Source organism: Paenibacillus sp. 7523-1 (genome assembly GCF_002276415.1).
Lineage (GTDB): Bacteria > Bacillota > Bacilli > Paenibacillales > Paenibacillaceae > Paenibacillus > Paenibacillus illinoisensis_A.
Genome location: NZ_NPBR01000024.1, coordinates 63,071 through 89,641, shown reverse-complemented (window position 1 = coordinate 89,641; position 26,571 = coordinate 63,071). Strand labels below are relative to the sequence as shown.

The 26,571-nt window shown below is 50.1% G+C and carries 24 protein-coding genes and 1 riboswitch; of the genes, 16 read left to right on the top strand and 8 right to left on the bottom strand.

All coding sequences use genetic code 11. The features are described from left to right. The first annotated feature begins 284 nt into the window (after positions 1-284). The 3 genes from CHH60_RS23975 (at position 285) to CHH60_RS23965 (ending at position 3,998) form a co-directional block, all read left to right on the top strand. Complete coding sequence (locus tag CHH60_RS23975) at positions 285-905, top strand: TetR/AcrR family transcriptional regulator (protein WP_095361506.1); 621 nt, start codon at positions 285-287, stop codon at positions 903-905. Between the two features lie 60 nt (positions 906-965). After that, the gene (locus CHH60_RS23970; RefSeq protein ID WP_095361505.1) at positions 966-2,933 is read left to right on the top strand and encodes an alpha/beta fold hydrolase; all 1,968 of its coding nucleotides are present in this window, start codon (positions 966-968) and stop codon (positions 2,931-2,933) included. 117 nt (positions 2,934-3,050) lie between these two features. Next, positions 3,051-3,998, top strand: a complete 948-nt coding sequence (locus tag CHH60_RS23965) for an aminopeptidase (protein WP_095361504.1) — start codon at positions 3,051-3,053, stop codon at positions 3,996-3,998. 351 nt (positions 3,999-4,349) lie between these two features. Here the strand turns inward: CHH60_RS23965 and CHH60_RS23960 are convergent, their stop codons facing one another. Then, positions 4,350-6,329 (bottom strand): methyl-accepting chemotaxis protein, encoded by a 1,980-nt coding sequence (locus CHH60_RS23960; RefSeq protein WP_095361503.1) that lies wholly within the window; start codon positions 6,327-6,329, stop codon positions 4,350-4,352. Positions 6,330-6,627: 298 nt separating this feature from the next. Between CHH60_RS23960 and CHH60_RS23955 the strand changes: the two genes are divergently transcribed. Both CHH60_RS23955 and CHH60_RS23950 read left to right on the top strand, forming a co-directional pair. Next, positions 6,628-7,071, top strand: a complete 444-nt coding sequence (locus CHH60_RS23955) for a chemotaxis protein CheW (protein WP_176476190.1) — start codon at positions 6,628-6,630, stop codon at positions 7,069-7,071. A gap of 230 nt (positions 7,072-7,301) precedes the next feature. Next, on the top strand, positions 7,302-10,502 hold the full coding sequence (locus CHH60_RS23950; protein ID WP_095361501.1) for a DEAD/DEAH box helicase: 3,201 nt from the start codon (positions 7,302-7,304) through the stop codon (positions 10,500-10,502). 177 nt (positions 10,503-10,679) lie between these two features. On the opposite strand, the gene CHH60_RS29975 is transcribed toward CHH60_RS23950, so the two are convergent. Further along, positions 10,680-11,009 (bottom strand): hypothetical protein, encoded by a 330-nt coding sequence (locus CHH60_RS29975; RefSeq protein ID WP_176476189.1) that lies wholly within the window; start codon positions 11,007-11,009, stop codon positions 10,680-10,682. Between the two features lie 76 nt (positions 11,010-11,085). Between CHH60_RS29975 and CHH60_RS29970 the strand changes: the two genes are divergently transcribed. The 4 genes from CHH60_RS29970 (at position 11,086) to CHH60_RS23935 (ending at position 13,220) form a co-directional block, all read left to right on the top strand. Next, the gene (locus CHH60_RS29970; protein WP_176476188.1) at positions 11,086-11,370 is read left to right on the top strand and encodes a hypothetical protein; all 285 of its coding nucleotides are present in this window, start codon (positions 11,086-11,088) and stop codon (positions 11,368-11,370) included. 12 nt (positions 11,371-11,382) lie between these two features. Further along, complete coding sequence (locus CHH60_RS29965; protein WP_176476187.1) at positions 11,383-11,556, top strand: hypothetical protein; 174 nt, start codon at positions 11,383-11,385, stop codon at positions 11,554-11,556. An 80-nt stretch (positions 11,557-11,636) separates the two neighbouring features. Further along, positions 11,637-12,602 carry a M15 family metallopeptidase gene (locus CHH60_RS23940; protein WP_095361499.1) on the top strand — a complete coding sequence of 322 codons (966 nt, stop codon included), beginning with the start codon at positions 11,637-11,639 and terminating at the stop codon, positions 12,600-12,602. A 216-nt stretch (positions 12,603-12,818) separates the two neighbouring features. After that, positions 12,819-13,220, top strand: coding sequence for a RidA family protein (locus CHH60_RS23935; RefSeq protein ID WP_095291863.1), 402 nt, complete (start codon positions 12,819-12,821; stop codon positions 13,218-13,220). Between the two features lie 138 nt (positions 13,221-13,358). Here CHH60_RS23935 and CHH60_RS23930 read toward each other — a convergent pair whose 3' ends face one another. Then, positions 13,359-14,435 carry a copper amine oxidase N-terminal domain-containing protein gene (locus CHH60_RS23930; protein WP_095361498.1) on the bottom strand — a complete coding sequence of 359 codons (1,077 nt, stop codon included), beginning with the start codon at positions 14,433-14,435 and terminating at the stop codon, positions 13,359-13,361. A 280-nt stretch (positions 14,436-14,715) separates the two neighbouring features. Between CHH60_RS23930 and CHH60_RS23925 the strand changes: the two genes are divergently transcribed. Continuing rightward, complete coding sequence (locus CHH60_RS23925) at positions 14,716-15,192, top strand: GNAT family N-acetyltransferase (RefSeq protein WP_095361661.1); 477 nt, start codon at positions 14,716-14,718, stop codon at positions 15,190-15,192. Positions 15,193-15,233: 41 nt separating this feature from the next. Next, a complete protein-coding gene (locus tag CHH60_RS23920) occupies positions 15,234-16,304 on the top strand; it encodes a Gfo/Idh/MocA family protein (protein ID WP_095361497.1) in 1,071 nt (356 codons plus the stop codon). A gap of 85 nt (positions 16,305-16,389) precedes the next feature. On the opposite strand, the gene CHH60_RS23915 is transcribed toward CHH60_RS23920, so the two are convergent. The 3 genes from CHH60_RS23915 to CHH60_RS23905 all read right to left on the bottom strand — a co-directional run bounded on the left by CHH60_RS23915 (position 16,390) and on the right by CHH60_RS23905 (position 19,946). Then, positions 16,390-16,758 (bottom strand): hypothetical protein, encoded by a 369-nt coding sequence (locus CHH60_RS23915; protein WP_095361496.1) that lies wholly within the window; start codon positions 16,756-16,758, stop codon positions 16,390-16,392. Between the two features lie 94 nt (positions 16,759-16,852). Beyond that, complete coding sequence (locus tag CHH60_RS23910; RefSeq protein WP_095361495.1) at positions 16,853-17,170, bottom strand: hypothetical protein; 318 nt, start codon at positions 17,168-17,170, stop codon at positions 16,853-16,855. A 199-nt stretch (positions 17,171-17,369) separates the two neighbouring features. Continuing rightward, entirely contained in the window at positions 17,370-19,946 is a 2,577-nt protein-coding gene (locus CHH60_RS23905; RefSeq protein WP_095361494.1) for a UvrD-helicase domain-containing protein, read from the bottom strand. 338 nt (positions 19,947-20,284) lie between these two features. Between CHH60_RS23905 and CHH60_RS23900 the strand changes: the two genes are divergently transcribed. After that, on the top strand, positions 20,285-21,079 hold the full coding sequence (locus CHH60_RS23900; RefSeq protein WP_095361493.1) for a zinc ribbon domain-containing protein: 795 nt from the start codon (positions 20,285-20,287) through the stop codon (positions 21,077-21,079). Positions 21,080-21,146: 67 nt separating this feature from the next. Further along, entirely contained in the window at positions 21,147-21,950 is an 804-nt protein-coding gene (locus tag CHH60_RS23895) for a TrmB family transcriptional regulator (protein ID WP_095361492.1), read from the top strand. 228 nt (positions 21,951-22,178) lie between these two features. Here CHH60_RS23895 and CHH60_RS23890 read toward each other — a convergent pair whose 3' ends face one another. Continuing rightward, positions 22,179-22,838 (bottom strand): NUDIX hydrolase, encoded by a 660-nt coding sequence (locus CHH60_RS23890; protein WP_095361491.1) that lies wholly within the window; start codon positions 22,836-22,838, stop codon positions 22,179-22,181. 80 nt (positions 22,839-22,918) lie between these two features. Between CHH60_RS23890 and CHH60_RS23885 the strand changes: the two genes are divergently transcribed. Then, the gene (locus CHH60_RS23885) at positions 22,919-23,221 is read left to right on the top strand and encodes a hypothetical protein (protein WP_095291879.1); all 303 of its coding nucleotides are present in this window, start codon (positions 22,919-22,921) and stop codon (positions 23,219-23,221) included. Between the two features lie 153 nt (positions 23,222-23,374). On the opposite strand, the gene mscL is transcribed toward CHH60_RS23885, so the two are convergent. After that, the gene (mscL, locus tag CHH60_RS23880; RefSeq protein ID WP_095291881.1) at positions 23,375-23,869 is read right to left on the bottom strand and encodes a large conductance mechanosensitive channel protein MscL; all 495 of its coding nucleotides are present in this window, start codon (positions 23,867-23,869) and stop codon (positions 23,375-23,377) included. Positions 23,870-24,114: 245 nt separating this feature from the next. Further along, positions 24,115-24,214: riboswitch (purine riboswitch) on the top strand. Positions 24,215-24,464: 250 nt separating this feature from the next. Between mscL and CHH60_RS23875 the strand changes: the two genes are divergently transcribed. Together CHH60_RS23875 and CHH60_RS23870 are read left to right on the top strand one after the other, a co-directional pair. Continuing rightward, positions 24,465-25,052, top strand: coding sequence for a xanthine phosphoribosyltransferase (locus CHH60_RS23875; RefSeq protein WP_095361490.1), 588 nt, complete (start codon positions 24,465-24,467; stop codon positions 25,050-25,052). A gap of 1 nt (position 25,053) precedes the next feature. Further along, entirely contained in the window at positions 25,054-26,415 is a 1,362-nt protein-coding gene (locus tag CHH60_RS23870) for a nucleobase:cation symporter-2 family protein (protein ID WP_095361489.1), read from the top strand. Positions 26,416-26,571 lie beyond the last annotated feature (156 nt).

Genomic DNA, 26,571 nt, shown 5'->3' with positions numbered 1-26,571 from the left:
TCATTCCATAGGTCAGCCAGAATATCGTTCTGGTTGGCCTATTTTTTTTATTTTGAGAACCATCCTGAAAGGATAACATGGCTATCTGTATTTCGATTGTGGATAACAACAATGATTATGAATAGGTAAGCTAAAACTTAGCCTAGTACTGGATACTATATGTGGATATCCTTTGAGCATAAGTGTCTACATATGGATGAGAGCTTTGTATAAATCAGGGCTTGTGTCCAATTCTGCAAAAAGAAAACTTGCAACGAAGTCTTTAGTACTATATAGTTCTAAATATGACAAATCAAACATCAAGCTCAGGTTCTGCCAAACCGAGAAGTGCCAATCCGGTCAACCGGACCAAGGCGGTCGAAGTGGCAGCGCAGTTATTTTTGCGTCAGGGATACAGCTATGTCAGCATGGATGAAGTTGTGCGGGCGAGCGGGGTGTCCAAGTCCAATATTTATTATCATTTTAAAAATAAGGAGGAACTGCTTCAAGCAGTGGTACAATACTGGATCGCCCAGTATGAGTCACAAGTCTATTTTTTGCTCAGTCAGCGAGAAAGAAGCGTCGAAGAGCGCGTTAACTCGTTTATAGCCACGTTATCGGCAGGCATTGAAGGGCGCAATTTCGAAGGCAGTTGTCCTTTTATAACGCTCTATATGCAGACACCCGCAAGTGCCCCCGACGTGAAGGCCAGTATCTCCCGATTCTTCCGGGAATTGCAGCCTATGATCGAGAAGCTGTTTCAGCAGGGAGTGGACAGTGGAGAATTCCGTGAAGGCATGGATGCAGGGTCAGTATCTTCGCTGTTTGTTGCTGCATTGGAAGGATCTCTGGTTCTGGCTGAGACTGCGCGGGATACCGGGATTATAGAACAATCCGTACGTACATTTTGTCAGATGCTTCGTTAAGCGAAGCTCTTTTTTTAGATTTGATTAGTACCATGTAGTTCTAATTAGGAGGAAAGAATAATGAACGAAATTTCTACATACTTAAAAACAACTGACCAGACGCTTACCCATAAGGTGGACTCAATGGCTGCAACCATTATTTTTATGACAGGTAGCACCGGATTTATTGGCAAGGAGGCAGTGAAGCAGCTGGTCGATGAAAATCTGCAATTGCTGCTGCTTGTCCGTTCAGAATCCAAAGCCAGACAAGGCCTGACTTCATACGGAATATCGGATTTCAGCAGAATTACATTTGTACAAGGAGACTTATCGGTGGAGGGACTCGGTCTTACTGCAGCAGATCGCAGGCGCGTGCTGGGAGCCGACGTCATTATTCATGCTGGAGGAACGATGGATGTTACCCTGGGGCGCAAAGTGGCGGAACGGATATTCATGAATGGAGCGCGAGAGGTTGCTGGGCTAGCTGAAGAGATTCAGCAGATTAAAGGTCTGAGGCATTTCATTCACGTCGTTGGATTCATGAGTCCCTATGGCCTGCGTAATGAGAAAGGAGAAGCCATACCCACTGGCAATGTGGCCCCGAATGAAAGTGCATATGAAGAAATGAAGTTTCACGCCGATCTGTATCTCCGTGAGCATGCTGTAAAAAATCAATATCCACTTTCTGTTGTAAACCCAAGCACAGTCGTTGGACCGCGCCCCACAGGTGAGACTGAGCAAACAGGCGGTATCGGGCTGCTCATCCAGGCGATGCAAAAAAGACTTATGCCGGTTGTACCCGGAGGTTCGTCTTATTGGTTACCGTTAGTGGAGAATGATGTGGTTGGGCGGACTCTGGTCTTCCTGACCAAAGAGGCGTTCCCAACAGGCGGGACCTATCCGCTTCTGGCACGCAAGGAAACCAGTCCCAATATGAAGGAACTTCTTCATCTTCTTGCGAAGCAGCTGGACGTACCGAAGCCCAAATGGGCTGTACCCTTATCCTGGATGCAATTCGCAATGAGATCAGGAGGGGCGCGGATCAGCGGTGTCCCTGCGGAATCGGTTTCCTTTATTACAGACAGAATATGGCATGTGGAAGAGACGGAAGACTTATTTAAACGCATGGGTCAGACATGGCCCGATATCCGGGAGCAGCTTCCGTCCGTTACGGCGGATCTGGATTATCGCCTGAGCCTTAAACCTTACAAAAATCTCTCTTCCGGTTGGACCCGAACCCGGATAGGGGACCTAGCAGCGCTTGGCTGGGAGGGCGAAGGTGAACCGTGGCTGATCGTGCATGGAATGCTGAATTGTGCAGATGAAATGGTTCCTTTGGGAGAAGAGCTCCATCAGCTGACTGGGAATCCGGTTTGGCTTGTCGATCTGGCAGGGTTCGGACGTTCGGCTGTGCACCAAGGGGAGGGGGCCTTTGACGGTCAGGTGGATGAACTGGTTACAGCCATTGGCGAGTTTGAAGGTCCGATGAAGCTGGTAGGCCATTCCATAGGTGCTGTGATTGCATCTGAGGCGTTGCAGCGCAGCGGACGAACAGATATCCGTCTTGCTTTGCTTCAGCCCGTCGCTCACAATACGAATCCAAACATGCTGCGGTGGATTTCCCGCTTGCCCAGAGGAATAATGCGTACCCTTCTCAGCCGGAGGTCGGAAAAAAGCTGGCGGCACCTGTTAAATCCACACAGCACTCAAGCTGAAGGAAGCATTACGGCATCTGCACTGGCTGGAAGAGTCAGGTCCAGTCTGCAGTCCCCCCGAATAGCAGGAGCACATGCCGACTTGCTACGATGGATTTACTCCGGCAAAATAAAAGGCAGCACCTTCACTTCTGGGGGGAGCACGTGGAATCGGGCAGACATTGCCAATAATACAGTGGTGGTATGGGCTGGCGAAGATATTGAATATCACTACCCAGAGGATATGAATCCACAGTGTAAACGAATCGACGTCCCTTATGGACACTACTTTCCGGTCTTTCAATACCAGGAAACGGCAGCGATTCTCGTCAAATGGGCGGAACCTAAACATTGATTTCAGGTTTCAGTCCGAGGTGGAAATGTACGTGATCCCCCAACAGATTACCCAAAGGGTCAATTCAAGCGCAAAGAAGTACAAAGGGTTCTACCAATGACAGGAGAGATTAGTGAAATGAATCAGCAGCGTGTGGAAATTAGTAAAAATGTATTAACCGAATGCTTGGGGCTGCGTAAGGGAGAACAACTCGTGGTTGTGGCAGACGATGCCAAAAGGGAACTCGCAGAATCCATTTATGAAGCGGGGAAAGCACTTGGAGCGGAATCCGTGCTGATGATTATGGCGGAACGCAGCAGATCCGGGGAAGAACCGCCTGCACCAATTGCACAAGCCATGATCCAAGCCGATGTAGCCGTATGTGTGACAAGATACTCCTTAACTCATACACAGGCTCGGAAACAGGCCGCTGCATCGGGTACACGTGTCGCAACCATGCCTGGCATGACAGAGGATATGTTCATGAATGGTGCCATTACAGCCGAATATCCGCAGGTGAAGGCACTGACCGAGAAGGTCACGGCTTTATTAACTGGGGGAAGCCAGGTCCGGATCGAAAAGGAAGGGCACAGTCTGTCCTTCTCCATCAAGGATCGAAGCGGAGTACCCAGCACAGGGATGTATTTGAACCCTGGTGAATCGGGCAATTTGCCTTCAGGGGAAGCCTACATTGCACCGCTTGAAGGAATAGGTGAAGGCAGCATTGTCGTAGATGGATCTGTTGCGGGAATTGGAGCACTCCGTGAACCGATGACTTTGAAGGTAGAAGAAGGCCGACTGGTCTCGGCTGAGGGTCCGGATGGACAACAGCTGCTGACGATGCTGGGTGATGGGGATGGCCGTTATCTCGGCGAATTTGGTATTGGCACCAACAATAAGGCGAGAATTACGGGAGTCGTTCTGGAAGATGAGAAGGTGTATGGAACGATCCACGTTGCCTTTGGCAGTAACAACACCTTCGGAGGGACGATTGCGGCAGGAGTGCATATCGATGCAGTAGTGCAGAAGCCTGATGTCTATATTGATGACAAATTGATTATGAGACAAGGCGAACTGGTTAATTAAACGAATAAAGACTGCTGCAATCCACAGTGTGTCCACAATGAGGGATAAATGAAGTAGATGATTAAGCTTTTACGTGAGATTTACAAACAAGTACACAACATGTCCACATCAAATTGTTGTATATCCACACACTTATGCCCATTTATCCACAAACTGTGTGCAATATGTGCACAACTTATCCACATATAGGGTATAACTTAAACTTTTTCGTGTGAATTTCACTCTATTTAACCAATCTGGATAGTTATCCACAGCATCACGTGCAAAAAAGACCAGAGTTTTGGCATATAGCCAATCTCTGGTCTTTTTGATGTAGTTTACATTCGTTAGTTTATTTTATAGCGATCTTTCTTATTTATCTTCCGTATTGAAACGACTGACTTCACGCAGCAATTGATCTGCATGATCGGATAACGCCTTGGCTGTTTCCGAGATATTACTGATCGACAAGGATTGTTCCATTGTGGAAGATGCGGCTTCTTCGGTAGAGGCAGCGCTCTCCTCAGCGACAGCGGCGAGCCCTGTAATAACGTCAGATACCTGGGCAGCACCTGATTTGATCTCATTCATACCCGAAGTGATCGAGCTAATTTTGTGTATGATTTCATCTACGGACCCACGAATCAGATCAAAGGAAGCTGATGTTTCTGCCATGGAATCCAATTGATCCGAGCTATTCAGGCGGAACTGCTCCAGTTCGGCTGCGCTTTGCTTGCCTGCTGCATTCAGGTCGTTCAATAACTGATCGATCTCAGCAACGGAGTGGGAAGATTGTTCGGCAAGCTTGCGAACTTCCCCGGCAACAACGGCGAATCCTCTGCCATGTTCTCCTGCACGTGCAGCTTCAATGGATGCATTCAGGGCAAGCAGATTGGTCTGTGCTGCAATGTTCTGAATACTGCCTGTAATGGCGGATATTTCACCAATTTTGCTCAGCAGCAGTTCATTGGATGTTTCGACCCGACTGGTGGATTCCTGTCCTGCCTGGGATAGATCTGACTGACGAGCGATTGCACTTTGGCCGCTCTCCATCGCGTGATTAACGTCCAATATCGTTTCGGAAGCCTGCCGGGCTTCGTCTGTAATCTGATCAATGATTCCGTTAATTCCGGACACCATTTCAGCTCCGGCTTGAATCGATTCAGCTTGTTCTCCCGCACCTTTGGCAATTTCCTCGATTACTGTCGAGATCTGCCCGGCAATTTCGTTACTGCCGGAAGCATCTTTGAACATGGTTTGGGAAGAGGCCTGAACCTGCTGAGCCGATTGATCGACCTTTCCGATCAAACTGCGTAGTGAAGCAGACATTTCATTAAATGACGAACCCAGTTGTGCAATCTCGTCTTTTCCCTTCACGGCAACTTGCACGGTAAGATCTCCGGCTGCCAGCTGCTTGGCACTATTTTTCATGGCAAGTAAGGGCTTGATCGTTTTTAGAGCAAAGAAATAGGCGAGAGCCGCCAAAATCAGTGTAAATACAACGATAAAGGCCAGATACAACGTTCTTGTCTTCGTAAACTCAGCCAGGGCAGCTGCCTTGGAGATGGATGTGGCAACAATCCAATTGGTGTTCGGAATTTTCTCATAATAGATTAATTGGCGATCATTATTGTAGGTATATTCGGATAATCCGCTTGGCTCCTTAAGCATCGTGCCCACAATATCGGTATAGTCACTTTGATCCGCAAGTGGGGTATTCAACAACTCCTGATTGGGGTGGGAGAGCACTACACCGGCCTGGTCCAGCAAAAAGGTAAATCCGTTCTCCGTCTGAATGGAGTTAATCTCATCCTTGATGGAATCCAGAGCAATATTTTCAGCGATCGCCCCTTGGAAATTCCCGTCTGCATCATGGAGAGGCACCCCAATGAATATGGACTGTACACCGGCTTTGGTCACGTAAGCATCACTATATGTCAGCTCATTGGAGGCTTTGGTTTGCACGTACCAGGGGCGTTCGCGGGCGTCGAAGGACGCATCAGGAATAAAGCCTGCTCCATCCATGTAGGTTCCGTCCTCAAGCCCGAAATATATGGTAGCGATATTCTCCTTATTAGACGGCAGTTGGAAAGCTTGGAGGTGGTCCATACCGATCTCGTTCAGAGGCACGGTATCTTCAATGACCTTCCCGAGTGTCTCAATCACTTTAGCTTGGGCTATGGCCCATCCATTGACCTCGGCTGCAGCATATTGAACCGTACTCTGCAGTTGGTTATCCACAGACTCCGTAGCCTGTTTTTCAATTACGAGGAGGGCGATATAACTTAGCGGGGCTGCGAGCAAAATACAAATAGCGGTGACGATGACAATGACTTTGGCTTTTAGCGTCATGTTTTTCCTCTTTTCATAAAATATGATCGTTAGAGCAAGTATTGATTCAAAAAGAACTTATAGTGTATATCGACATTTTTCGCGTTTTTTATAGAGTGATTATAGGAAAAATGAACTATATGATAGAAAGTTATATTTCTTCAGATGAAAGAGAACTCTTCACGACTTCTTCCGCCCTCGCTTCGGTTGTTTGGAAAGGAATAAACAGCTTGTTAAATTAAATGAAGCTCTAAATATTTCGTGGAAAATAGCCGATACACCAAGTAACCTTTAAAAGTGAGAGGGTATGGGGACAACTATGAATGAGGAAGCTCAAGTTCAATACATTAATTTTACGGTTGGAGATCAGTTTTTCGCGCTTCGCATTGAGGAAGTACATGAAATTATCAGAATGATTCCCGTGACAACTGTTCCGTTCGGCAGTCCGGAGATCAGGGGCTTTGGGTCTTTGTACGGCAAGGTGGTTTCCGTCGTTAGTCTGCGGGTTCTGCTGGGCATGCCCGATAAAGATGACGATGCTTCTACGCGTATTATTGTCGTACCGTATAAAGGAGGATATGTGCCTCTAATTGTGGACACAGTGGATTCTGTGGTGACCTACGATCGGTTTGAAGAACCTGCAGAAGAGCATAAGCGTTTCATGACAGGTGTATTCAAAGAGATTGGACATGCCCCGGATCATACGGCGGGAATTTTGAACCTGGAAGTAATGTTGGGCCTGCTGACAAGCTTAGGTGAATAAATCGTTTGGTGTCATTTTAGCAGCAGGTGAAGACCTGCACACAATCTTAATGTTCCTAATCCCATCCAGGGGAGAAGGAACATTTTTTTATGCGGATTGAAGTGATCAGGAACGTATCTGGAGTGTATCAAGAGATGAATAAAGCAATTTTTGTGCGTAAAGGTTTTTAAATCCGGGCATTTTCGTATATGATGGAGAGTAACAATGCGAAGGGATGACGGGAGACTGTAATGATGCAATCGCTGTATGGAGTATGGCTTGGTGACGTATTTTTTTGTTTTTCCGGTGAAACATCGGAGCCGCGTGTGGATGCATGGACCCACGTGGTAAGGAGGCTGAATTTTGGCGACGGAGGTCGTCTGTTTCAGCCTGCCGCTCTTCGCCTTGCGGAGCTGCGCTGGCCCAATCCGATGCGTAATGCTGCGGAAGCCAAGAGTACGAAGCGGCGCCAATTGCTTGGACGGACGCTGGAAGGGCTTGCGATCTCGCCCAAAGATACATTTAAACTGCTGCTCCATTGGGATGACAGCATATTGAAGGCCGCAGGGATTCAGGCAGGTGAGGAGATTCGCTACTGGATAAAAGCAGCACAGTTCACACAGGAGCTGCTGCTGCGCGGAGAGATTGCTCCTTCTGCCGAATTTGCTGCCAAAACTGGGGCGCGGCGACGGACGGGACAAGAAACGCTGACAGGGGTATGGCGACCTCGTCTATCTCAGGAAGCAGATGTGGAACGTTTCCGCGAACTGGCGGAAGCCATGCCGCCAATCGGTTTGTCTGCACCTGGGGCATACGCTTCATCCGAGCCGGAATCGCGGGAGGAGGCAGGTGCTGCTGTCCTGTTTTCATTCATGAGCGGCATGATTCATGCTGTTGTGACAGGAGAACTGGAAGGGATGGACAGTGAATTGTCAAGATACCGCACCCAGTTTCGGCGTGGATCTTCTCCAGCAGCCGAACTGTGGTGGAACAGCCTGATCTCGATGTTCCGTCCCGTGACTGTACAGGGGCCAACGGAGGAAATGGCAGAGCTGATCGAGACATTGCGGGAAGCAGGGGGCACAGGGATGCCCGTAATCGGCAGTGAGGAAACTGCCCCTGCCGAAGGGGAACTGAAGCTGGTGCTTCGGCTTGAACCGCCTCTTGGCGAGCATGAAACGTTGTGGGGCATCACCTTTTGGGTAGATAGTGCACAGGAGGCTGGTCTGAGATTACCTGCACGAACCATTTGGGCTCATCCGGATCGGGACCTGGATCGGGGGAAGGTGCGCTACGTATCCGCAGCGGAGCAGCTGCTCATGGCCCTCGGTCAAGCCAGTGAATTGGCACCTGAACTGGAAATAGCCCTGCTTCAACCCCGCCCGGAAGGGATAAAATTGGAGCAGCAGTCCTTTTTCGAGTTTTTGACTCATGCGGTGCCGCGTTTGCAGAAGGCAGGAATAACCGTACTTATGCCATCCCGCTGGAGTCGTGCGGGTCGGCGTAGAGCTGGGCTGCGTTTACAGATGCTCAATCGTGGTACGGAACGGGCACCTGGCGCTCCGAATGCACTGGGGATGGAACAACTGGTTGCCTTCAAGGCGGAACCGATGCTGGACGGCAAACCTGTTACTGCAGAGGAGCTTGCTGCGTTAGCCGAAGCTTCGGTACCTTATGTGATGTTCCGCGGCGAATGGATCGAAGTCGACACGAAGGAGATTCGCCAGGTTCTGCGTTATATGAAAAAAGAAGAAGAACAATATATGCCGTTATCCGAATGGCTTCATCTGGCTGCGGAGGAAGGCGAGGATGCAGCCTGGAAGGGATTATCCGTTTTTGGTGCGGAATCCGAAGGTCTGCTCTCCTTTCTGCTGGACGGCCAGGTGCTTCGCAGTATCGAACCACGTCAAGTGCCCGCGGAGCTGCATGGGGAACTCCGGCCATATCAGGAGCGCGGCTATCAATGGTTGTCTGCGATGCGTGAGCTTGGCTTCGGAGTTTGCCTCGCGGATGATATGGGTCTCGGGAAGACGATTCAGGTGATCACGTGCCTGCTCGACCAGAAACATGAGGAACAGCAGGCAGCGGCGGAAGAAGCGCGTGAAAATGAAATGTATGATTCGGTTGATCCATCGGAGTCTGGCGAGATTGTACCTGCAGAGGCCGTCAACTTGCCAGCACTCATCGTCTGCCCGACTTCTCTGCTTGGCAACTGGCAGCGTGAGCTCAAGCGATTCGCGCCAAATCTGTCTCTGTACATTCATCATGGGGGACAGCGGCTTCATGGCACTGCGTTTCAGGCCGAGGCACAGGCACATGATATTGTGCTGACGACCTATCATTTGGCTGGCCGGGACGGACCTGACCTTGCCTCATTGCATTGGTCAACCGTGGTCCTTGATGAAGCGCAGTATATCAAAAACTATCGTACCAAGCAGGCACAAAGTGTGATGCGCTTATCGGCGCCTCACCGGATTGCGATGACGGGTACACCGGTCGAAAACCGTTTGAGCGAGCTGTGGTCCATTTTCCAATTCCTCAATCCCGGATATCTTGGAACAGCTTCATCGTTCCGCCAGCGATACACCGGAATGGGGACATCCGAAGAAAACAGCACGTCCCTGCGGGAGCTACACCGGCTTGTTTCGCCGTTCATGCTGCGCAGGCTCAAAAGCGATCCGGACATCCGCAAGGATCTGCCAGAGAAGCTGGAGCTGAAATCATACTGCTCACTGACACCAGAGCAGACGATCCTATATCAACGTGTAGTGGATGACCTGATGGGTGGACTGGATGGCAGAAACGGCATTGCCCGCAAAGGGATTGTATTATCGTCACTCACCAAACTGAAGCAAATCTGCGACCATCCGGTACTGGCAGACAGCAGCCGCAAGGATCATGCGAAAGTGGAGGCATCCGGCAAAATGGAACGCTTGCTGGAATTGGTTGATGCGATCCGTGACAACGGAGAATCGGCACTCATCTTCACTCAATATGTGGCAATGGGCGAGCTGTTGGTATCGCGCCTAACGCAGCGTTATGAGGAAGAACCGTATTTCCTGCACGGCGGCGTGTCCAAGGCACAGAGGGACGAGATGGTGGAGACATTCCAAAAGGGCGAGGGACCATCACTATTCGTTCTATCCCTCCGGGCTGGTGGGGTAGGTCTAAACCTGACGCGTGCCAGCCATGTCATCCACTATGATCGGTGGTGGAATCCCGCGGTGGAGAATCAGGCAACAGACCGGGTGTTCCGAATTGGGCAGAATCGCAACGTGCAGGTTCACAAATTGATCTGCCAGGGTACGCTGGAGGAACGCATAGATGAGCTAATCGAGAGCAAGAAGGCACTTTCCGAACAGGTGGTTGGTTCCGGGGAGAACTGGCTGACCGAAATGTCGGATGACGAATTGCGCGGGCTGATCTCGCTTCAGGGTGAGACGTGGTTATAAGCTTGACAAGTATATTGGTGGGCGATCATATGAGAAGGGGGAAGGTTATGAGCGAAAAATGGAATGTGGAGCTGCATATGTCCCCCGGTGGATGGACAGCAGGGGTGAGTGAGGCTGCTGAAGCGCGTCAGAACGCATCAGTAGCCGCGGAGCAGGCTGGAACAGCCGCCAGCCTGTTCACGGTAACAGGTACGCTGCCGCAGCCCAGCGAAGAAGCTCGCGAGGCCGTGCTGGTCCAGCTGCGCAAACAGCCGCTGGCCCTGTACGCGCTGCTTCGCGGCGGCCCTGCCCCAGCGGAGCTCGCGGGGCTGCTGCCCGCTGCGCCGGCCGTTGCGGCATGCTCCTGCGGCCGCGCAGACTGCGCGCATGCTTCGGCTGCGGAGCACGCCATCGCTGCGCGCTTCGCGGCGGAGCCGCTGCTGCAGCTGGCGCACGCCGGCCTGCCGCGCGAAGCGCTGCTTGCCGGTGTGCTTGGATCATGGGCAGAGGAACTGGCCCATGATCCAAGCAGCGCGGGCCGCGCCGCGGAAACGGCGGGCCGCCCGCAGGCGCGGGGCGGCGAAGGCGGCGCTGCCGTCGGCGAGTGGATCGCCGAGGCTGCCGCAGATGGCGCCATGCACCAGCCAGGCCCTGGCTTCGGCGCGGTGCAGGTGCGGCTGGCGCAGCCGGGCAAGCCTCCGGCAACGCCGGAACTGGCCGCGCTGCTGCCGGGAGTACCCGTGGCAGCAGGTCTGACCATGATCCGCGAACGTGTAGCAGCGCGGATCTGGCAGGCTGTCCAGAAGAAGAAGGACAGCCCGGCAACCAAATCATAGCAGGCATGAAGCGGGGGAGATCTTGGATCACCCTCGCTTATTTGTCTGTGTAAGATGGCCTTATGGTGAGCAAGATTGGAAAGGATATCAACCCGGACTTTAATCTGGATCTGCTGATTAAACGTTGGGATGATGCCCTAAAAGTCCGAAAAATAGCCGTATATGCCGTGCGACCCTTTTCACATGATGGCTATTCCCTGCCAGTAAGCTTGGAGCGGTGGAGCTTCACTGCAATTTGATGTATACTGTCGCAGGGGATGAAATGCCCCGGAGCGTATTTTATTTTTTTCATACTTATATTGCGATAGGAGTTTTTTAGATGAAATCACGAACAGGAAGACAGCGCCATATAGCGGTATTGCTGTCCTCGCTTATGATATGCGGAGCATTGCTGTCCGCCTGCCAGGATGGCTCGGGATCAGAGGAAAGTCAGGATCTGAACGCAGCAGGCAATACGCAGCAGGAAACAGACGGAACTACCGTTCATTTAACCGAGGACACAGGGGATGACGGCGACAAGACAAACAGCAGCGAGACAGATCAGCCATCATCTGGTGAGAACGGGGATTCCGGCAATGCTTCTGCGGGTGAAGAGCAGGACTCTTCAGATGCTGGCAATGAGACAAATGCGGGTGACCCTCTGCTGGAGAAGCGAAGCATTAGTGCGATGCAAAATACGATTGACAGTCAATCCGTTGTTACCAATGCAGAGTCCATGACGGTTATCGTGAACAAGCAGCGCAGCCTGCCGGAAGGCTATGAGCCAGACGATTTGGTAGAGCCGAATGTGCCATTTTCCTTCGATGGTCCTCACGAGAAGCGCCACATGCGGAAGGAAGCCGCAGAAGCGCTGGAGAAGCTGTTTGCAGGAGCTGAGGCAGACGGCATTGAGCTGCGCGCGGTGTCTGGATACCGTTCATATGAACGCCAGGTTTCCATCTATAACAACAATGTGCAGACCAAAGGACAAGAATATACAGATCGTGTGAGCTCTAAGCCGGGCAGAAGTGAACATCAGACGGGTCTTGCGATCGACGTATCCAGCCCGAGTGTAGGTAATGCCCTGGAAGAAGTGTTTGGCACCTCGAAAGAAGGCGAGTGGCTGGCAGAACATGCTGCAGACTATGGCTTCGTTATCCGCTACCTTAAGGGTGAGGAAGACATTACGGGTTACGTCTACGAGCCTTGGCACATCCGATATGTCGGAACCGATCTGGCACCCGATATTGCGAAAAGCGGATTGACCCTTGAAGAATACTTTGATGAGGCCAATATTAAACTGTAAGCCGATTGGCAGCGTATTTAGTTTGTGCTTGAATACCTAAATGAAAAAAAAGTCCTGTAAACGTGTCTGGTTGCACAGCAGCTGGTTACGTACATGGGACTTTTTTTAGTAGATTTATAACTTTCGATTACCTAATTTCTGGTACCTAGATTGAATCCGGCCTGTTATAATGCAGAGATTATCCAATAAAAGACAAGCAGAGCGAGGGAGGACACAATGAGTAAACAGCAGGTATTTACTGGTTCCCCATGGGAACCGCTTGTGGGCTATTGCCGGGCCATCCGGGTAGGAAACCGGATAGAGGTGGCAGGAACGACAGCCATGCAGGACGGCGTTGTAGTGGGAGCGGGGGATCCATACGCCCAAACCAGATTTGTTTTGCAGACGATTGAGAAGGCGCTCAATGAATTAGGTGCAGACTTGTCGGACGTGATAAGAACCCGCATGTTCGTGACGGATATCTCCCGCTGGGAGGAAGTTGGCAAGGCCCACGGCGAATTCTTTGGGCAGATCCAGCCTGTAGCCACAATGGTTGAAGTAAGTGCACTCATTGATCCCCTGTTAATGGTTGAGATTGAAGCAGAAGCCATAATTGAAAGTGATCCAGAAGCCGAATAAACAAAGGCCACATAGCTGGAATGGAAAAATAACCTTATCCCACGTCTGTAAAAGAACAGACCGGGTAAGGTTATTTTTTGCAATTGGAACGTTATAGGTTAAATCGGTCTAATTTAATAAACCTGTGATAACTCCTGTTTATTGAAACGGTACAATCTCTGCACCCGAAGTATCCACGACCACTTTCCAGGCATTCCCGATTGGAGGCAGGCTGCGAGTCAGCATCGGACTATAGAATCCAATGACTTTTGCGTCTTTCGTCAGTTCCTCTGCTTTGATGGCCTCACCCTTTTGGTTGACCAGCTTGGTATCTTCCGAAATGTTGAGAATGACATGGTCAGGCGATGTTTCGGTCAAACGGAAACCAGAGATCTCGATCTGGGTCCCTTGATCCTTGGTTGTTCTTACATTTTCAATGGTACCCGAAGTACCCAGAACATCTTCCGATTTCGTAACGGATTCCTTAGCAACGGTATCCACAACAGTCACTTCGTAGGTCGGTGTTTGCGGTGGAAGGCTCATGGTCATGATTGGTGCGTGTACAGCTTCTACAGTCATGCCAATGGTCAGATCGGTAAGTGCAATCTCCTTGCCGTCTGCAGATTTGATAACGGTATCCTCACCCAGATTGAGCACCAGACCTTCAGTGCCCGCGCCACCAATATGAATGGAAGGATATTTAGTATCCGGGTTAATTCCTGTAATGACGCCGCGCTCAGTAACGTTTTTCACGTCCTCTTCGCTAGAAATCGTGACTTTATTGCCGGTTGTTGTTACCTGGGTATGTAGCACCTTGTCTGCAAATGAAGCCGGTACGAACATTTTGCCATCGGTGATTTGAGGTGCAGTTCCCAGCGTAATCAACATTTTATTGAACGAATATTGATCTTTGTCTGCCATGACTAGTGTCCAGAAATTGCCTTTAGTCAGCTCGGCCGACTTATTCTCTTTATTCCACTTCAGCTCAATGCCGAGTGCATCCGTAAGATCGCGCAGTGCGATCATGGCTTCCTTGCCATCTTTGTTCCAATAGCCGTCCGTGATCGCTGTGCCATTGACAGTTACGTTTACGGATTCAGACAAAGCACTATCTACAGCTACGGAGGTTGGGCTGCTAGACTGGGTCGTTTCCAGTGTCGCAGCATATGCTGCTCCTCCACTTAGGGCCATGGACAGGACCATTAGGGCACTTACTTTTTTCATGTTGTTGTTCATTGTTGATCTTCCCTTCTAATCTTGGATAGTTCGCGGTAAACTCCTAATTAAGGCCGCGTTCATTCTCATAGACGGAACAAACCATCCAATTGTTGCAGATGAACGATGAGTCATGTGAGTGGCGTGTCAGATTATTATTTGCCCGATGTGAGAATTTCCGGGTTACAGGCAGCGGGATACGGTTAATTTCAGATGAGTGGTACAACCTTTGCTCCGTTCCTGTTCGCTTGGAAGTTCGAGAAAAACGCCATAACATTCAATGAGGAGAGGAATGGATCAGATGAGTGATATGTTGGTAGCGCTCTATCATTTGCCGGAGCAGGAGAGTGGATTGAAAAGACTGGAGCAGTCCTCGATCGTAATTCGAAGAGCCATTGCTCCGGAGAAACAGCTTGTGCTGGATTGGGTTAGATCGCATTTTAGCCAGCCTTGGGTGGATGAGTGTGATGTATCCTTTGCGCGCCAGCCCGTATCCTGTTATATTGCCCTCGAACACGGGAAAATAATAGGCTTCGCCTGTTATGAAGCGACCTGCCGCAACTTCTTCGGTCCAACAGGAGTGAGCCAGGAGGCGCGGGGCAAAGGTGTGGGTACAGCTCTGCTGCTGGCTTGCATGCACGCCATGAAGGCGGATGGTTATGGCTATGCGATCATTGGATCAGCAGGGCCAGTGGATTTTTATGCCCGGACGCTGGGTGCCGTGAAGATCGAAAATTCAACACCGGGTATTTACAGAGGCATGCTGCGGGCAGACTAGAGAGATCATGAAGCTTCCGGAAAAAGGAAGGGAGGACGAAGATGAGTACAAGCAAAATGCTGCACATCGGAATGATCGGCACCGGATCCATCTCAGATCTGCATATGAGGTGTTATGCCAAAAACGAGAACGCTGTCATCTATGCCATCTGTGATCTGAACGAACAGCGCGCAACAGCCGCAGCTCAGAAATATGATGCACAGTCCGTCTACACCGATTATAGGGAAATGCTAAAGGACCCTCATGTGGATGCAGTCAGCATCTGTACATGGAATAATACGCATGCCGAATTTGCCATCGCAGCCCTGGAGGCGGGCAAGCATGTGCTGCTGGAGAAGCCTGTGGCAACAAATGTGAAAGATGCATTGCGAATTGAAGAGGCCGTGAAGAAAAGCGGCTGTACTTTCATCGTTGGATTTGTGCGGCGCTACGACAACAATATGCAGATGCTTCGGAAATTTATTGATGCAGGGGAGTTTGGTCAATTGTATTATGCCAAGGCATCCATACTTCGCCGTCTGGGCAATCCCGGAGGCTGGTTCGCGGACAAGAACCGCTCTGGTGGAGGTCCTCTTATTGATCTGGGCGTACATATCATCGACCAATGCTGGTATCTCATGGGCCGGCCGAAACCTGTTACGGTAAGTGGGAACACTTATCGGAAGCTGGGTAATCGTGCTCATATCGAAGACCTTTCGTTCTACAAGGCAGCGGATTACAGTTCTGCCGTGAATAACGTAGAAGATATGGCTAACGCACTAATTCGCTTCGAGAATGGAGCTTCGCTCGCTGTGGATGTGAGCTTTACTTTGCATGCTTGCGGGGAGGAATCCTATGTCAAATTGTACGGTGAACGCGGCGGCTTCGAGCTCGAACCTGAGACATTGATTGTTACGGAAAAACACAACACCATCCTGAATATCGAGCCGCAGACAGATCATACGGGGCTGCATATTCATAGTGCATTCCAGAATCAGATTGATCACTTTGTGGACTGCTGCTTAAACGGTACCGGACCGATTAGCCCGATTGCAGACGGGGTAGCTTCGACCAAGATGTTATGCGGAATCTATGAGTCTGCTGAGAAAGGGCAGGAGATTCGTCTGGATTAATTTTATCGCAGAGTTTGCTGAAGTGTTCCGATCACACAAAAGCATGCGGTTCCGCATCGTGCGGCATCGCATGCTTTTGACTGTGTCATTTGTTCATTGGAGAGTTCTCATACCCGGGGTCGTCGTAATCTGTATCCTGCAGCCTTGGCAGCACATTCATGCTCTCAATCGCTTGCTGGGTATCAGGAGTTCCGTGGTCGTACAGGAAACTGTACAGCAAGGTCATACCATCCGAAAACTGTTCGGTTGCTTCGTCGTGATCTGCTGATTTGTAGGGTACAGGCGCGCGCTGTAACGTATAGGCATCGTCGTCCTCCAGCACTTTCATCAAGTCTTTCAGCCGATTTAACTGTTCATCATCCACCACGACTTCAAATGGTGTTGATTCATTCTGAGTCTGTTCAATGAGGTTATGGGTTACGGATACAAAATAGTGCGTTTTACTGTCCTGCATAATCCAACCTCCATTCTAAAATGGAAAAAAGACGCTTCTACTGTTAATAAACAGCAGTGAGCGCCCTGAAACGAGCACAGCCGTTCAACCGTGCCTATTCATCAGAGTATTCGGTCACAATCGACCATCCATTACCTTTGCCCTCCAAACGGCCTCGTTCGAAAAAATCAATCCCGTCTACAGTAATGCAAACGGCAACCTGCTCAGGTTCATTTTCTACGGGTGTGACAACAATGTATCCTTTGTCCAACAGATAGGTAAATGCTCTATGTTTCTCAATATGTGCTTGTTGGTAAAATCTGTCCTTGGTTGTGATATGGGCTGGGTTTTCCGTAAACCAGATATCATAAAGCTCATGTAAAATATCATAGCGCTCCTGGATCCGCTCTCTAATTGCAATCTCCAATTCCATAAGACACCTCATTCGTTTCAAATGGTTGTATATCGTTAAGAATATATTGTAGAAACACTTCTTGGGACACGATTGTTCCAATCTAGAAAAAATTTAATCTTGTCATCATTACATAAAAAGCCTATCCATCAATAAAGTATTGAGGATAGGCTACTTGCCAATCTGGCTTTTTTAGAGAATATATTCCACCTAGTGTTGATTATCGTCCTGTCCGCCCAGTCACAGGCACCTCGCGTGTTCCGGCTTCCATGGATCCTGAACACAGGGGGCATGGCGGCGGTCCTGCTGCAGCCCGTTTGGCTGCCTTTGCAGAAGGTACGGCGGGTTTCTGACGAAGCCATGCCTTACAGGTAGATGAACTGCATTTCCAGATCGCTACCGTCTCTGTTCGTTCGGAACGTCCTGAGGACGATGACCCTAAACTGGATGAAGCTGAGGCAACCTGACTTCCCTGACGGACACCTGTCGTGCTGAACGCCTTATGGTTGCGAATTTGTCCGCTGCCGCGACGTTCACTGAGGCGATCCTCGTCACGTTCGTTGTGCACGTCATGGTCACGATCGCTGTAGCTGATTGCACGACGATGTACCACATCCCGTCCCTCGGAACGAGTACCAGAGCGGGCAGATTGTCCATTGCCTTTGCCATATGAAGCTGAATGGCCTGTTCGGCTATCGTCGCGCTCTTTACGTTTGTCTGGAACCTCCAGCCCGAAGGCTTCGAGCAAAAAGCGGGATACGTCTGCCGGTTTCCCGTGATGACTGGCCGGTGAAGTGACGTATAAGTACTTTTTCGCCCTTGTAATCGCAACATAAGCGAGCCGTCGTTCTTCTTCCAGAGCCATATCCAGCTCCGTATCGGTCTGCTGAACTGCAAGAGCTGCCTTTTGATCTTCAGGGATATCCTGCCGCAGGGCTGTACTGTGAGGCACAATGCCCTCGCTGGCACCGATCCAGTATACGCATGGGAATTCAAGTCCCTTGGCCCGGTGTATGGTCATCAGCTGCACTGCATCACTGTCCTGGGAGCGGCGCAGGGATTCCATTTCACGGTGTCTGCGGGAGAGCTCATCGGCAAACGCTATAAACTCTTCTACTGTTTCGAACTTTTTGGCTGCGGCTTCGAATTCGTCCAGTGTCTCCAGCATCGTTTCCTTGTAGTGGGTGAAGATGCTGGGATCACCGCTTTCCATATATTTGTCGTAGAACTGGCGGCGCATCTCCTGGATGGCGATGACCGGTTTCATTTTGTGCAGCGACTTGATCAGCTTGATGCGTTCCTTGACCTGCTCCTGCTGGAAGGGCTTGAGCTTGTCCCATTTGGCCAGATGGATCAGCGGATACTTTTTGGCTTGCTGCTGTTCGCTGCGCTGAATCCACTCCAGCCCGGCATCACGGGATACGTATAGTGGTCCAAGTGCACTTGGGAGAGCATCTACAGCGCGTGGATCCAGGGAAAGGCGCATATGATCCATCAGGGGCCTGATGAGGGACTGGTCGTAGAATACTGGGGAAGCCCCATGCTGAACAAACGGAACATCTTTCAATACCAGCTGCTCAAATACGGCCCGGCTGCTGCTGGCTGTTCGGTGCAGGATCGCTATATCGCGATAAGTGTGCAATCCTTCCTCAACCTGCTGACAGATCTGGTTCACGACCCAGGCTGCTTCCTCCTCTGCGTTTGAAGGCGTGGCGAAGCGTGGTGCGTCTCCGCGATGACCAGCTGCACGCAGCCGCTTATCCCGTCTTCGCTTGTTGCGGGCGACCAGTTCACTGCCCAGTCCGAGGATGCGTGCATCACTGCGATAATTGATATCCAGCGTCACGATGCGTGCCCCGGGGTAAACTTTATCGAATTCAAGAATGGATTCCTGGCGCGCTCCATTGAACGTATAGATCGTCTGATCGTCATCACCCACAACCATCAGGTTGCGATGGGCTGAAGCGAGCTTTTGCACAATTTCATATTGCAGTTTATTCGTATCCTGGAACTCATCGACCATGATGTACTGAAAGCGCTGCTGCAGCGGCTTCAGCACGGCGGGATCACGAAGCAGGGCTGCAGCCCGCAGCAAGATATCGTCGAAATCCATCTTGTTACGCTCACGTTTCCAGTTCTCGTAACCGAGGAGGACCCGTTTGGCATCACGTTCCTCCTGCGATTTTTCGGGAAGATCGGTCGTTTCGGAGCCCTGCATCTTCCATGCAGAGAGCATGGACAGCAGACTTTCGGGCTGGAAGGCCTCACTCATGCCGTATTGCCGCAGAAGCATTTTGATAACGGTATGCTGGGCACGTGGTTCCCCAAAGATCTCTTCCTGTACACCGTAATGACGCAGCAGTGTCAGGGCGAAGGAATGGAATGTGCGAGCCTGTACCGCTCGTGCGGATGCAGGACGAATACCTGGCAGTGATGCGATCCGGTCTTTCATCTCGGCAGCGGCCTTGTTGGTAAACGTCACGAGCAGGATACTGCCTGCATGAACGCCGCTGACTTCCATGAGATAACCAGCTCTGGCCGCCAGTACGGTCGTTTTGCCGCACCCGGCTCCGGCGAGCGTGAGCAGTGGACCTTTGCCGTGACGGACGGCTGATATTTGTGGCCCGTTCAGACGGATGCCTGCTTCTTCCAGTGAGCGGAAATAAGGCGCATCCTGATGATCATCGCCCACGAGCTGCCGACTGGTTTCCAGCGGAGCAGACGGGGACTGGGGCAGGGATGCCGCCGGAGTGACACCGAGCGGACGGGCGTAGAACGTTGAGTTCGGACTTAACATGTTTCATCCACCTCTGTATGCATTCAGGGATAGGACTATCCCGCTTAAAAGTAAACCATTTGCCCTTTTCACAATCACAATGTAAATTGGTATGATAGAGTTAGTCGCCTACATCGGCGATTATGTCGGGCCAAAGCTTCATTATACCCGAACGTATGGTCCTGACGAAAGCCCCCGAATTCATCCAGCATCGGCAGAAAACGGGCACTCACGCGCGTATGCGCAACTTTTTGGCATGATATCGTATAAGATATATACTATGAAAATTGAAAATTAAAGAACAAATTGCAGTTGAACCAGAAGAGTTCAACGTCTGACGGGACAGAGGAGGAGATGTCATGAAATTGCTTCAACGAATCAAGAACGGAGCGAACAAAGCAACGGAGCGTGCACAGCATGCTGTTGAGATTGGGAAATTAAACAATCAAATCGTGGGCTTGCAGCAGGAACAGGAAGTCCATTTTACAGATATGGGTCGCATCTTCTATGAGGGTTACCGTGCACAGGATATGACGCGCGCCGAAAAGGAAATGGTTGATCTGTCACACCTGTGCGATGAACTGCAGGATGAGATTGATGGTTTACGCAGCAAAATTGCCGAACTCAAAAATGAGCGGTTGTGCGAATGCGGCCACGTTGCTTCACTGGATGCGAACTTTTGCCCGAAGTGCGGACGTAAACTGGGTGAATTCAAGTCTGCAGCATCAACTGCAGGTCCTGCATCTGTACGGCAAGAAGCGGCAGTGGCTCAAAGTGCGGAACGTCCTTTCTATGAGGAAACGACAACAATTCAAGATGAAGTGGATGAAACTGAACCTTATCATACGGTAATTCCGTCCATCGCAGATCTGGAGACCGAATCCGAATATAACAGTACCGAATTCACGCAGGAGGAGAAGGAGGCGTTTGATGCAGAATGGGAACGCCGCCGGGAAGAAGAGATGCTGCGCGAACGGGAACGGCAGCAGGAACTCGATGAGCGTATCCGTTACTGGAAAGAGAATAATCCGATCGTAAACACGGTTGACGTACAGACTGAAGTACCGCGGGAGATGGTGAAATGCCAGATTTGTACATCCGAGCTGCCCAAAGGCTCCAAATGGTGCCCACGCTGTGGTGCGGAACAGATCTGATGTAGTAGGACCACTGCCGCAGTAAGATAGGGCAGTGTGGTTGCTGACAGCATGGGGGGACGGGAATATGGACCAACTGCTGCATCATCTGAATCATCTAGGGTTTACCGAGATGGAATCCAAAATTATGGTGGAACTCGCGCGCCAAGGTTCAGCCTCAGGCTATGAGGTTGCGAAGCGCCTTGGCGTGTCCCGTTCCAATGTGTATTCCACCTTGCAGCGGCTCTCTCAGCGTGGATTTCTGCGCTGCAGTGCCGGAGAACCTGCGAAGTACAGTGTGCTGAAGCCTGAGGAGATGACTCAAATGATCTCCGGGCAGATGCGTGCTTCTCTTGATTATGTACAGAGCAGCATGCCACAGCATGAACCTGAGAAACCGGCCTTCTATAATATCGAGGGTGATAAAAACGTATTCGATAACCTTAGCCGTGAACTGGCCGAGGCCAAGCATGAGATTGTCGTGGACATTTGGCGTGAGGAAGCCGAGTTGCTGCATGACCTCCTGAAAAAGGCAGAGGATCGGGGAGTTAGGCTGTTATGGTCATGTGATGGTGGCGAGGGGATATTGGATCAGCCTGCACCGTGGCCAGGGCATCCTCTGTACGGTAAAGGGAACGGGAGAAAGTTCTCCATTGTTGTTGATCGGCGCTGGTGCATGCTTGGGATGCGCGGGGAATCCTGTGCAACTCAGGCTGTTGTAACAGAACATCCCGTCATGACAGGTTTGCTGCTGAATCATTTTGCACAGGAATTGGTACTGTACGAGCTGGAACAGGATATGAGTGAGGAGCTGGAGTCCCGCTATGGACGCCGTTTTGAACAGCTGTCCGCTCGTTATTGGTCTGTTCCTGCGGCAGGCGATCAGGGCTGAGCAAAGGTTGCTAGAATCTGGCCTGGCAAGCTGGAACAGCGTAAGAATCGGAGACTAAAATAGTGCAGGCGCTGCCTTTGGGCAGTCGCCTGTTTTGTGTTTTGAAGCAAATCAGTGATGTTCATCACGGCACCGCTGTCCTGTTGAGTTAGAGTTAAGGTATGAAGTTATACTAATTTTGAGAAACTGGAGTTATAAGTACAGCACTCGATTTGAGTAGATGCTGAATCAGCCTTTGGGCACGTGATACAGAGCTTCGAGTACGCCAGTGTAATACTCTGTCCCATGAGGGACGAACTCGGAAGCATGGATTGAGCGAGTATGACGTTCCGGAATGGGAGAAGAAGAATCCAGGGTAGAAGCCTGTTCCGCATAAACTCCAGTGGCCTGAATCGCATCCGTTTCACCACGAAACAAGGCGAGCAGATCATACAGAGGTGCTTCATATAGGCTGTGCACTTCACTGGCCTGCAGGGTGTACGCCTCGAGTGGCTGGTTAAGACATAGGCCGTATACCGAGCTGAATTCCCGGTCCATAAATGGTACACCTCGAACCTCGCCTTGCAGCTGCTGTTTGGCAGTAAGTAGATAAGACAGGGATTCAAATGGAGCGTGTACGCCCAGTTCTTCCTCCAGTTCACGACTTGCCTCCTCAAGCTGCTCACCCGCAGTGAGATGTCCCGCTGCTGTAATGTCGTAACAACCCGGGAAGGTATCCTTGATATCACGGCGACGCTGAAAAAGAACCATCCGCTGATCAACGTCATCACGCACGATCCAGCAATGGAATGAACGGTGCCAATAGCCTTTGGCATGTACCACACTGCGGAGCTCTGTGCCGATCCAATTTTGCTGATCATCATAAATGTCGAAACGTTCTGGGGTCATGATACGTATCTCCTTATATAGCAAGTTTTAAAGTTCAAAATTTCACAAAGTATGTTTTTAAATGAAAGGGGAACGAACGTATGGAATGCATTGTACACTTTCAGGTTATCTATCCGCAACCACAGGAACGTAAAAGTCTAAGAGGACTTATATTTGTCGGGCAAGGTCAGGAACCGGCCAACAACCAGTTGACGACCATGTTTAAGGATATGGGATTCAATGTACGTCTCGAAGATGAAGCGCAATTACTGTTTAAACCAGTGGATGCTTCGGCCAACTTTGAATATATTCGGGTAACCGAACTCGATACCGGGGAAGAAGTATACAAGGAAGATAAGGATCTGAAGTCGATTCTGGAGCATCTGCTGCCGCGCCGATTCTAGTCCATAAGGAATGTAATAAGAGAGTATAAGTTCCTGCAGCCTTCATTTGCTCTTAGTCATAATGAAAAAAAGGCCCCACCTCTAGGGTGAGACCTTTCATGTCGGAGCGGTTTCCTTACATAAAAAGGGTCTAAACAGGAGTAAACCTGTTGATTATGCGGGAGCGCCGCTGCCTTCTGCCTCCAGCTCTGAAGTACAGTGTGAACAGCGGGTAGCTGCAGCCGGTATTTCGGATAAACAGTACTTGCAAGCCTTGGTTGTTTTTTTCGGCTCGGGCTTTTTGTGCTCTTTACTTTTAATATAATTGACGCCCTTGACGAGCATGAAAATGCAAAATGCAACGATCAGAAAATCAATGAGGATGTTGATAAATTGACCATAGGCGATGACTGTAGCGCCTGCCTCATTGGCTTGAGCCAATGTTGTAATTTCCTGACCGCTCGCAGTAGTCATATCCCGATCCAGATTAATGATTTTTTGACTGAAATCAATGCCTCCAAGCAGCTTCCCGACAGGGGGCATGATGATATCATTCACGAGGGATGTGACGATTTTACCAAAAGCAGCCCCGATGATGACACCGACTGCCAGGTCTATCACGTTGCCGCGTACGGCGAATTCCTTAAACTCCTTAAGTATGCCTTTCATCTCTGCAATCTCCTTTAACCAATAAATTCATAGTGTAGGCCGCGCATCCGTTATCATATTGTACAAAAAAAACACGCTCCAATCACCCCCCTGTCTACAAATTAAGACATGTTTTCACAATTTCCATGAAAATACTTCTTTATTTCACGCCGCCGATTCGGTATACTTCTAACATTGTCAGTTACGTTTACACTTTTATATTCAGGTTCGCGATCATATATTGTAACGAATCTTGGAGCCAAAAATGAATTGAATATGCCGTTACTCGTATATGTGCAGGAATAGGCCTGCATGTCTCTACCCGATCACCGGAATGATCGGACTACGGGAAAGATCTGCATGATCGCTATGGTTGGGCTACCTATACAGGCAATGACCCTGAAGGTGTAAGCCTAGAGGTTACCATATTCGGATGTCCATTATATCCATGCGCACATGCAGCATTTTATACGGCTTGTCCTGATAAGTACAAGTCCGTCTTTTCCCGTCTCCGGTTTTTCCGCAGCGTGTGAAAAGGCGGGCTTTTTGCTTTTTTACCATCGGAGAAGGACATGCTGGCAGGCTGTATAGAGGGCACACAGGGGGAAGAATCTCAATGCAATTGTTAAAAGACAAAGTAAGACAGGAAGGAATCGTCCTGTCAGAGCAAGTACTCAAAGTGGATTCATTCCTGAATCACCAGATGGACCCGGTTCTCATGAAGGAAGTGGGCAAGGAATTCATCCGCCGCTTTGAAGGAGAGAACATTACACGGGTGCTTACCATTGAATCGTCCGGGATTGCACCGGGGATCATGACTGCACTGGAACTGAATGTGCCGCTGATTTTTGCACGGAAGCAGAAGTCGCTCACACTCACAGAAGATATTCTGGTTGAGAAGGTGTACTCATTCACGAAGCAGGAAACGAATGAAATTACGGTAGCCAAGAAGTTCATGCAGCCTGGTGATCGTGTGCTGATTATTGATGATTTTCTGGCAAATGGTGAAGCGGCCTTTGGTCTGGCGCGCATCGTTGAGCAGGTCGGAGCTGAAGTGGTCGGTATCGGAATCGTCATTGAGAAGGCATTCCAGCCGGGAGGTCGCTTGCTGCAAGAAGCAGGATACCGCGTGGAATCGCTGGTTCGCATTGGGGCTCTGTCGAATGGACAGGTCACATTTGCGGATGAGGAGGGCTTGGACTAATATGGCACGCGAGCGCATTTTCCAGCGGCACCGGCATCCCATCAAAACGTTCTCGCTTGGTCTGCAGCATGTCCTTGCGATGTACGCGGGAGCGGTAGTCGTACCACTTATTGTTAGTAATGCATTGGGCTTCACTCAGGAACAGCTGACATATCTTATTGCGATTGACCTGCTTGCCTGTGGTGTAGCAACACTCCTCCAAGTATGGGGGAATCGTTATTTTGGAGTTGGGCTGCCAGTTATGCTCGGCTGTGCGTTCCAAGCAGTATCTCCAATGATCTTGATTGGTCTGAACAGCGGGGTGTCTGCCATTTACGGGGCGGTCATTGCGTCAGGAATTTTTGTAGTGTTATTCTCGGGGCTGTTCGGCAAACTGATCCGTCTGTTTCCACCGGTTGTGACAGGTTCGGTTGTGACCATTATTGGTCTGACACTGATTCCTGTAGCATTCAGAGATCTGGGAGGCGGTCAGAATGAACCAGATTTCGGCAGCGGGACGAATCTTCTGCTCGGCTTTGGCGTATTGGTGTTTATTATTCTTATGACTCGTTTTACGAAAGGATTTATCCGTTCAATCGCCGTTCTGGTCGGTCTTCTTGCGGGTACGGTAGCAGCCGGGTTTATGGGTGAGGTTAATTTTGCTCCGATTCGTGAAGCAAGCTGGTTCCACGTGGTGAAGCCATTTTATTTCGGTACGCCAACGTTCGAGATTGTTCCCATATTGACGATGATCCTGGTGGCCATTGTGAGCGTAGCTGAATCGACAGGTGTATTTATGGCTCTCGGCAAAATTCTGGACAAGGATCTGTCCTCCAAGGATTTGGCCCGGGGGTATCGAGCGGAAGGGCTCGCAATCGTACTTGGAGGGATTTTCAACTCGTTCCCATATACCACCTATTCACAAAATGTAGGGCTTGTACAGATGACTCGTGTTAAAACACGGGATGTCATCGTGGTAGCAGGTGGCTTGCTGGTCGTAATCGGATTCGTGCCGAAAATTGCAGCACTCGCACAGCTTGTACCTGGTTCTGTACTGGGCGGAGCGATGGTTGCGCTGTTCGGGATGGTTGTTTCATCCGGTATTCGCATCATTGGCAGTCAGGTCGATCTGAATCGGCATGAGAACCTGTTTATCATTGCTTGTTCCGTAGGCATGGGCTTGGGAGTTACCGTAGTACCTGAACTGTTCGCGGGTGCACCGGACTGGGCACAAATTATGCTGGGTAACGGAATCATTGCCGGCAGCTTCACCGCCATCTTCATGAATTTGCTGTTTAATGGCCTTGGTACGAAGGCGACAGCTGCGAAAATGGCTGAGAAGCAGGCAGATGCGATTCTTGGAGAGACGGAGAAATCAGCATAAATATGTAAATGTGGTTAGGTGGTATCCGGAATGGATGCTATGTTAACTCACAAGATGAATAAGTCACGTGATGAATGAATGAAGTTAATGACATGATTAATTCACGGAATAAATGATATACCACCTTAACATCCGAATCGCTGCACGAGAGCAGTG

Coding starts and splice junctions, on each gene's coding strand:
- CHH60_RS23970 (WP_095361505.1), top strand. CDS start 966: ATGAACGAAATTTCTACATACTTAAAAACAACTGACCAGACGCTTACC.
- CHH60_RS23975 (WP_095361506.1), top strand. CDS start 285: ATGACAAATCAAACATCAAGCTCAGGTTCTGCCAAACCGAGAAGTGCC.
- CHH60_RS23875 (WP_095361490.1), top strand. CDS start 24,465: ATGCAATTGTTAAAAGACAAAGTAAGACAGGAAGGAATCGTCCTGTCA.
- CHH60_RS23960 (WP_095361503.1), bottom strand. CDS start 6,329: ATGACGCTAAAAGCCAAAGTCATTGTCATCGTCACCGCTATTTGTATT.
- CHH60_RS23900 (WP_095361493.1), top strand. CDS start 20,285: ATGAAATTGCTTCAACGAATCAAGAACGGAGCGAACAAAGCAACGGAG.
- CHH60_RS23930 (WP_095361498.1), bottom strand. CDS start 14,435: ATGAACAACAACATGAAAAAAGTAAGTGCCCTAATGGTCCTGTCCATG.
- CHH60_RS23920 (WP_095361497.1), top strand. CDS start 15,234: ATGAGTACAAGCAAAATGCTGCACATCGGAATGATCGGCACCGGATCC.
- CHH60_RS23955 (WP_176476190.1), top strand. CDS start 6,628: ATGAATGAGGAAGCTCAAGTTCAATACATTAATTTTACGGTTGGAGAT.
- CHH60_RS23950 (WP_095361501.1), top strand. CDS start 7,302: ATGATGCAATCGCTGTATGGAGTATGGCTTGGTGACGTATTTTTTTGT.
- CHH60_RS23870 (WP_095361489.1), top strand. CDS start 25,054: ATGGCACGCGAGCGCATTTTCCAGCGGCACCGGCATCCCATCAAAACG.
- CHH60_RS23905 (WP_095361494.1), bottom strand. CDS start 19,946: ATGTTAAGTCCGAACTCAACGTTCTACGCCCGTCCGCTCGGTGTCACT.
- mscL (WP_095291881.1), bottom strand. CDS start 23,869: ATGAAAGGCATACTTAAGGAGTTTAAGGAATTCGCCGTACGCGGCAAC.
- CHH60_RS23910 (WP_095361495.1), bottom strand. CDS start 17,170: ATGGAATTGGAGATTGCAATTAGAGAGCGGATCCAGGAGCGCTATGAT.
- CHH60_RS23895 (WP_095361492.1), top strand. CDS start 21,147: ATGGACCAACTGCTGCATCATCTGAATCATCTAGGGTTTACCGAGATG.
- CHH60_RS23915 (WP_095361496.1), bottom strand. CDS start 16,758: ATGCAGGACAGTAAAACGCACTATTTTGTATCCGTAACCCATAACCTC.
- CHH60_RS23890 (WP_095361491.1), bottom strand. CDS start 22,838: ATGACCCCAGAACGTTTCGACATTTATGATGATCAGCAAAATTGGATC.
- CHH60_RS23940 (WP_095361499.1), top strand. CDS start 11,637: ATGAAATCACGAACAGGAAGACAGCGCCATATAGCGGTATTGCTGTCC.
- CHH60_RS23885 (WP_095291879.1), top strand. CDS start 22,919: ATGGAATGCATTGTACACTTTCAGGTTATCTATCCGCAACCACAGGAA.
- CHH60_RS23935 (WP_095291863.1), top strand. CDS start 12,819: ATGAGTAAACAGCAGGTATTTACTGGTTCCCCATGGGAACCGCTTGTG.
- CHH60_RS23965 (WP_095361504.1), top strand. CDS start 3,051: ATGAATCAGCAGCGTGTGGAAATTAGTAAAAATGTATTAACCGAATGC.
- CHH60_RS23925 (WP_095361661.1), top strand. CDS start 14,716: ATGAGTGATATGTTGGTAGCGCTCTATCATTTGCCGGAGCAGGAGAGT.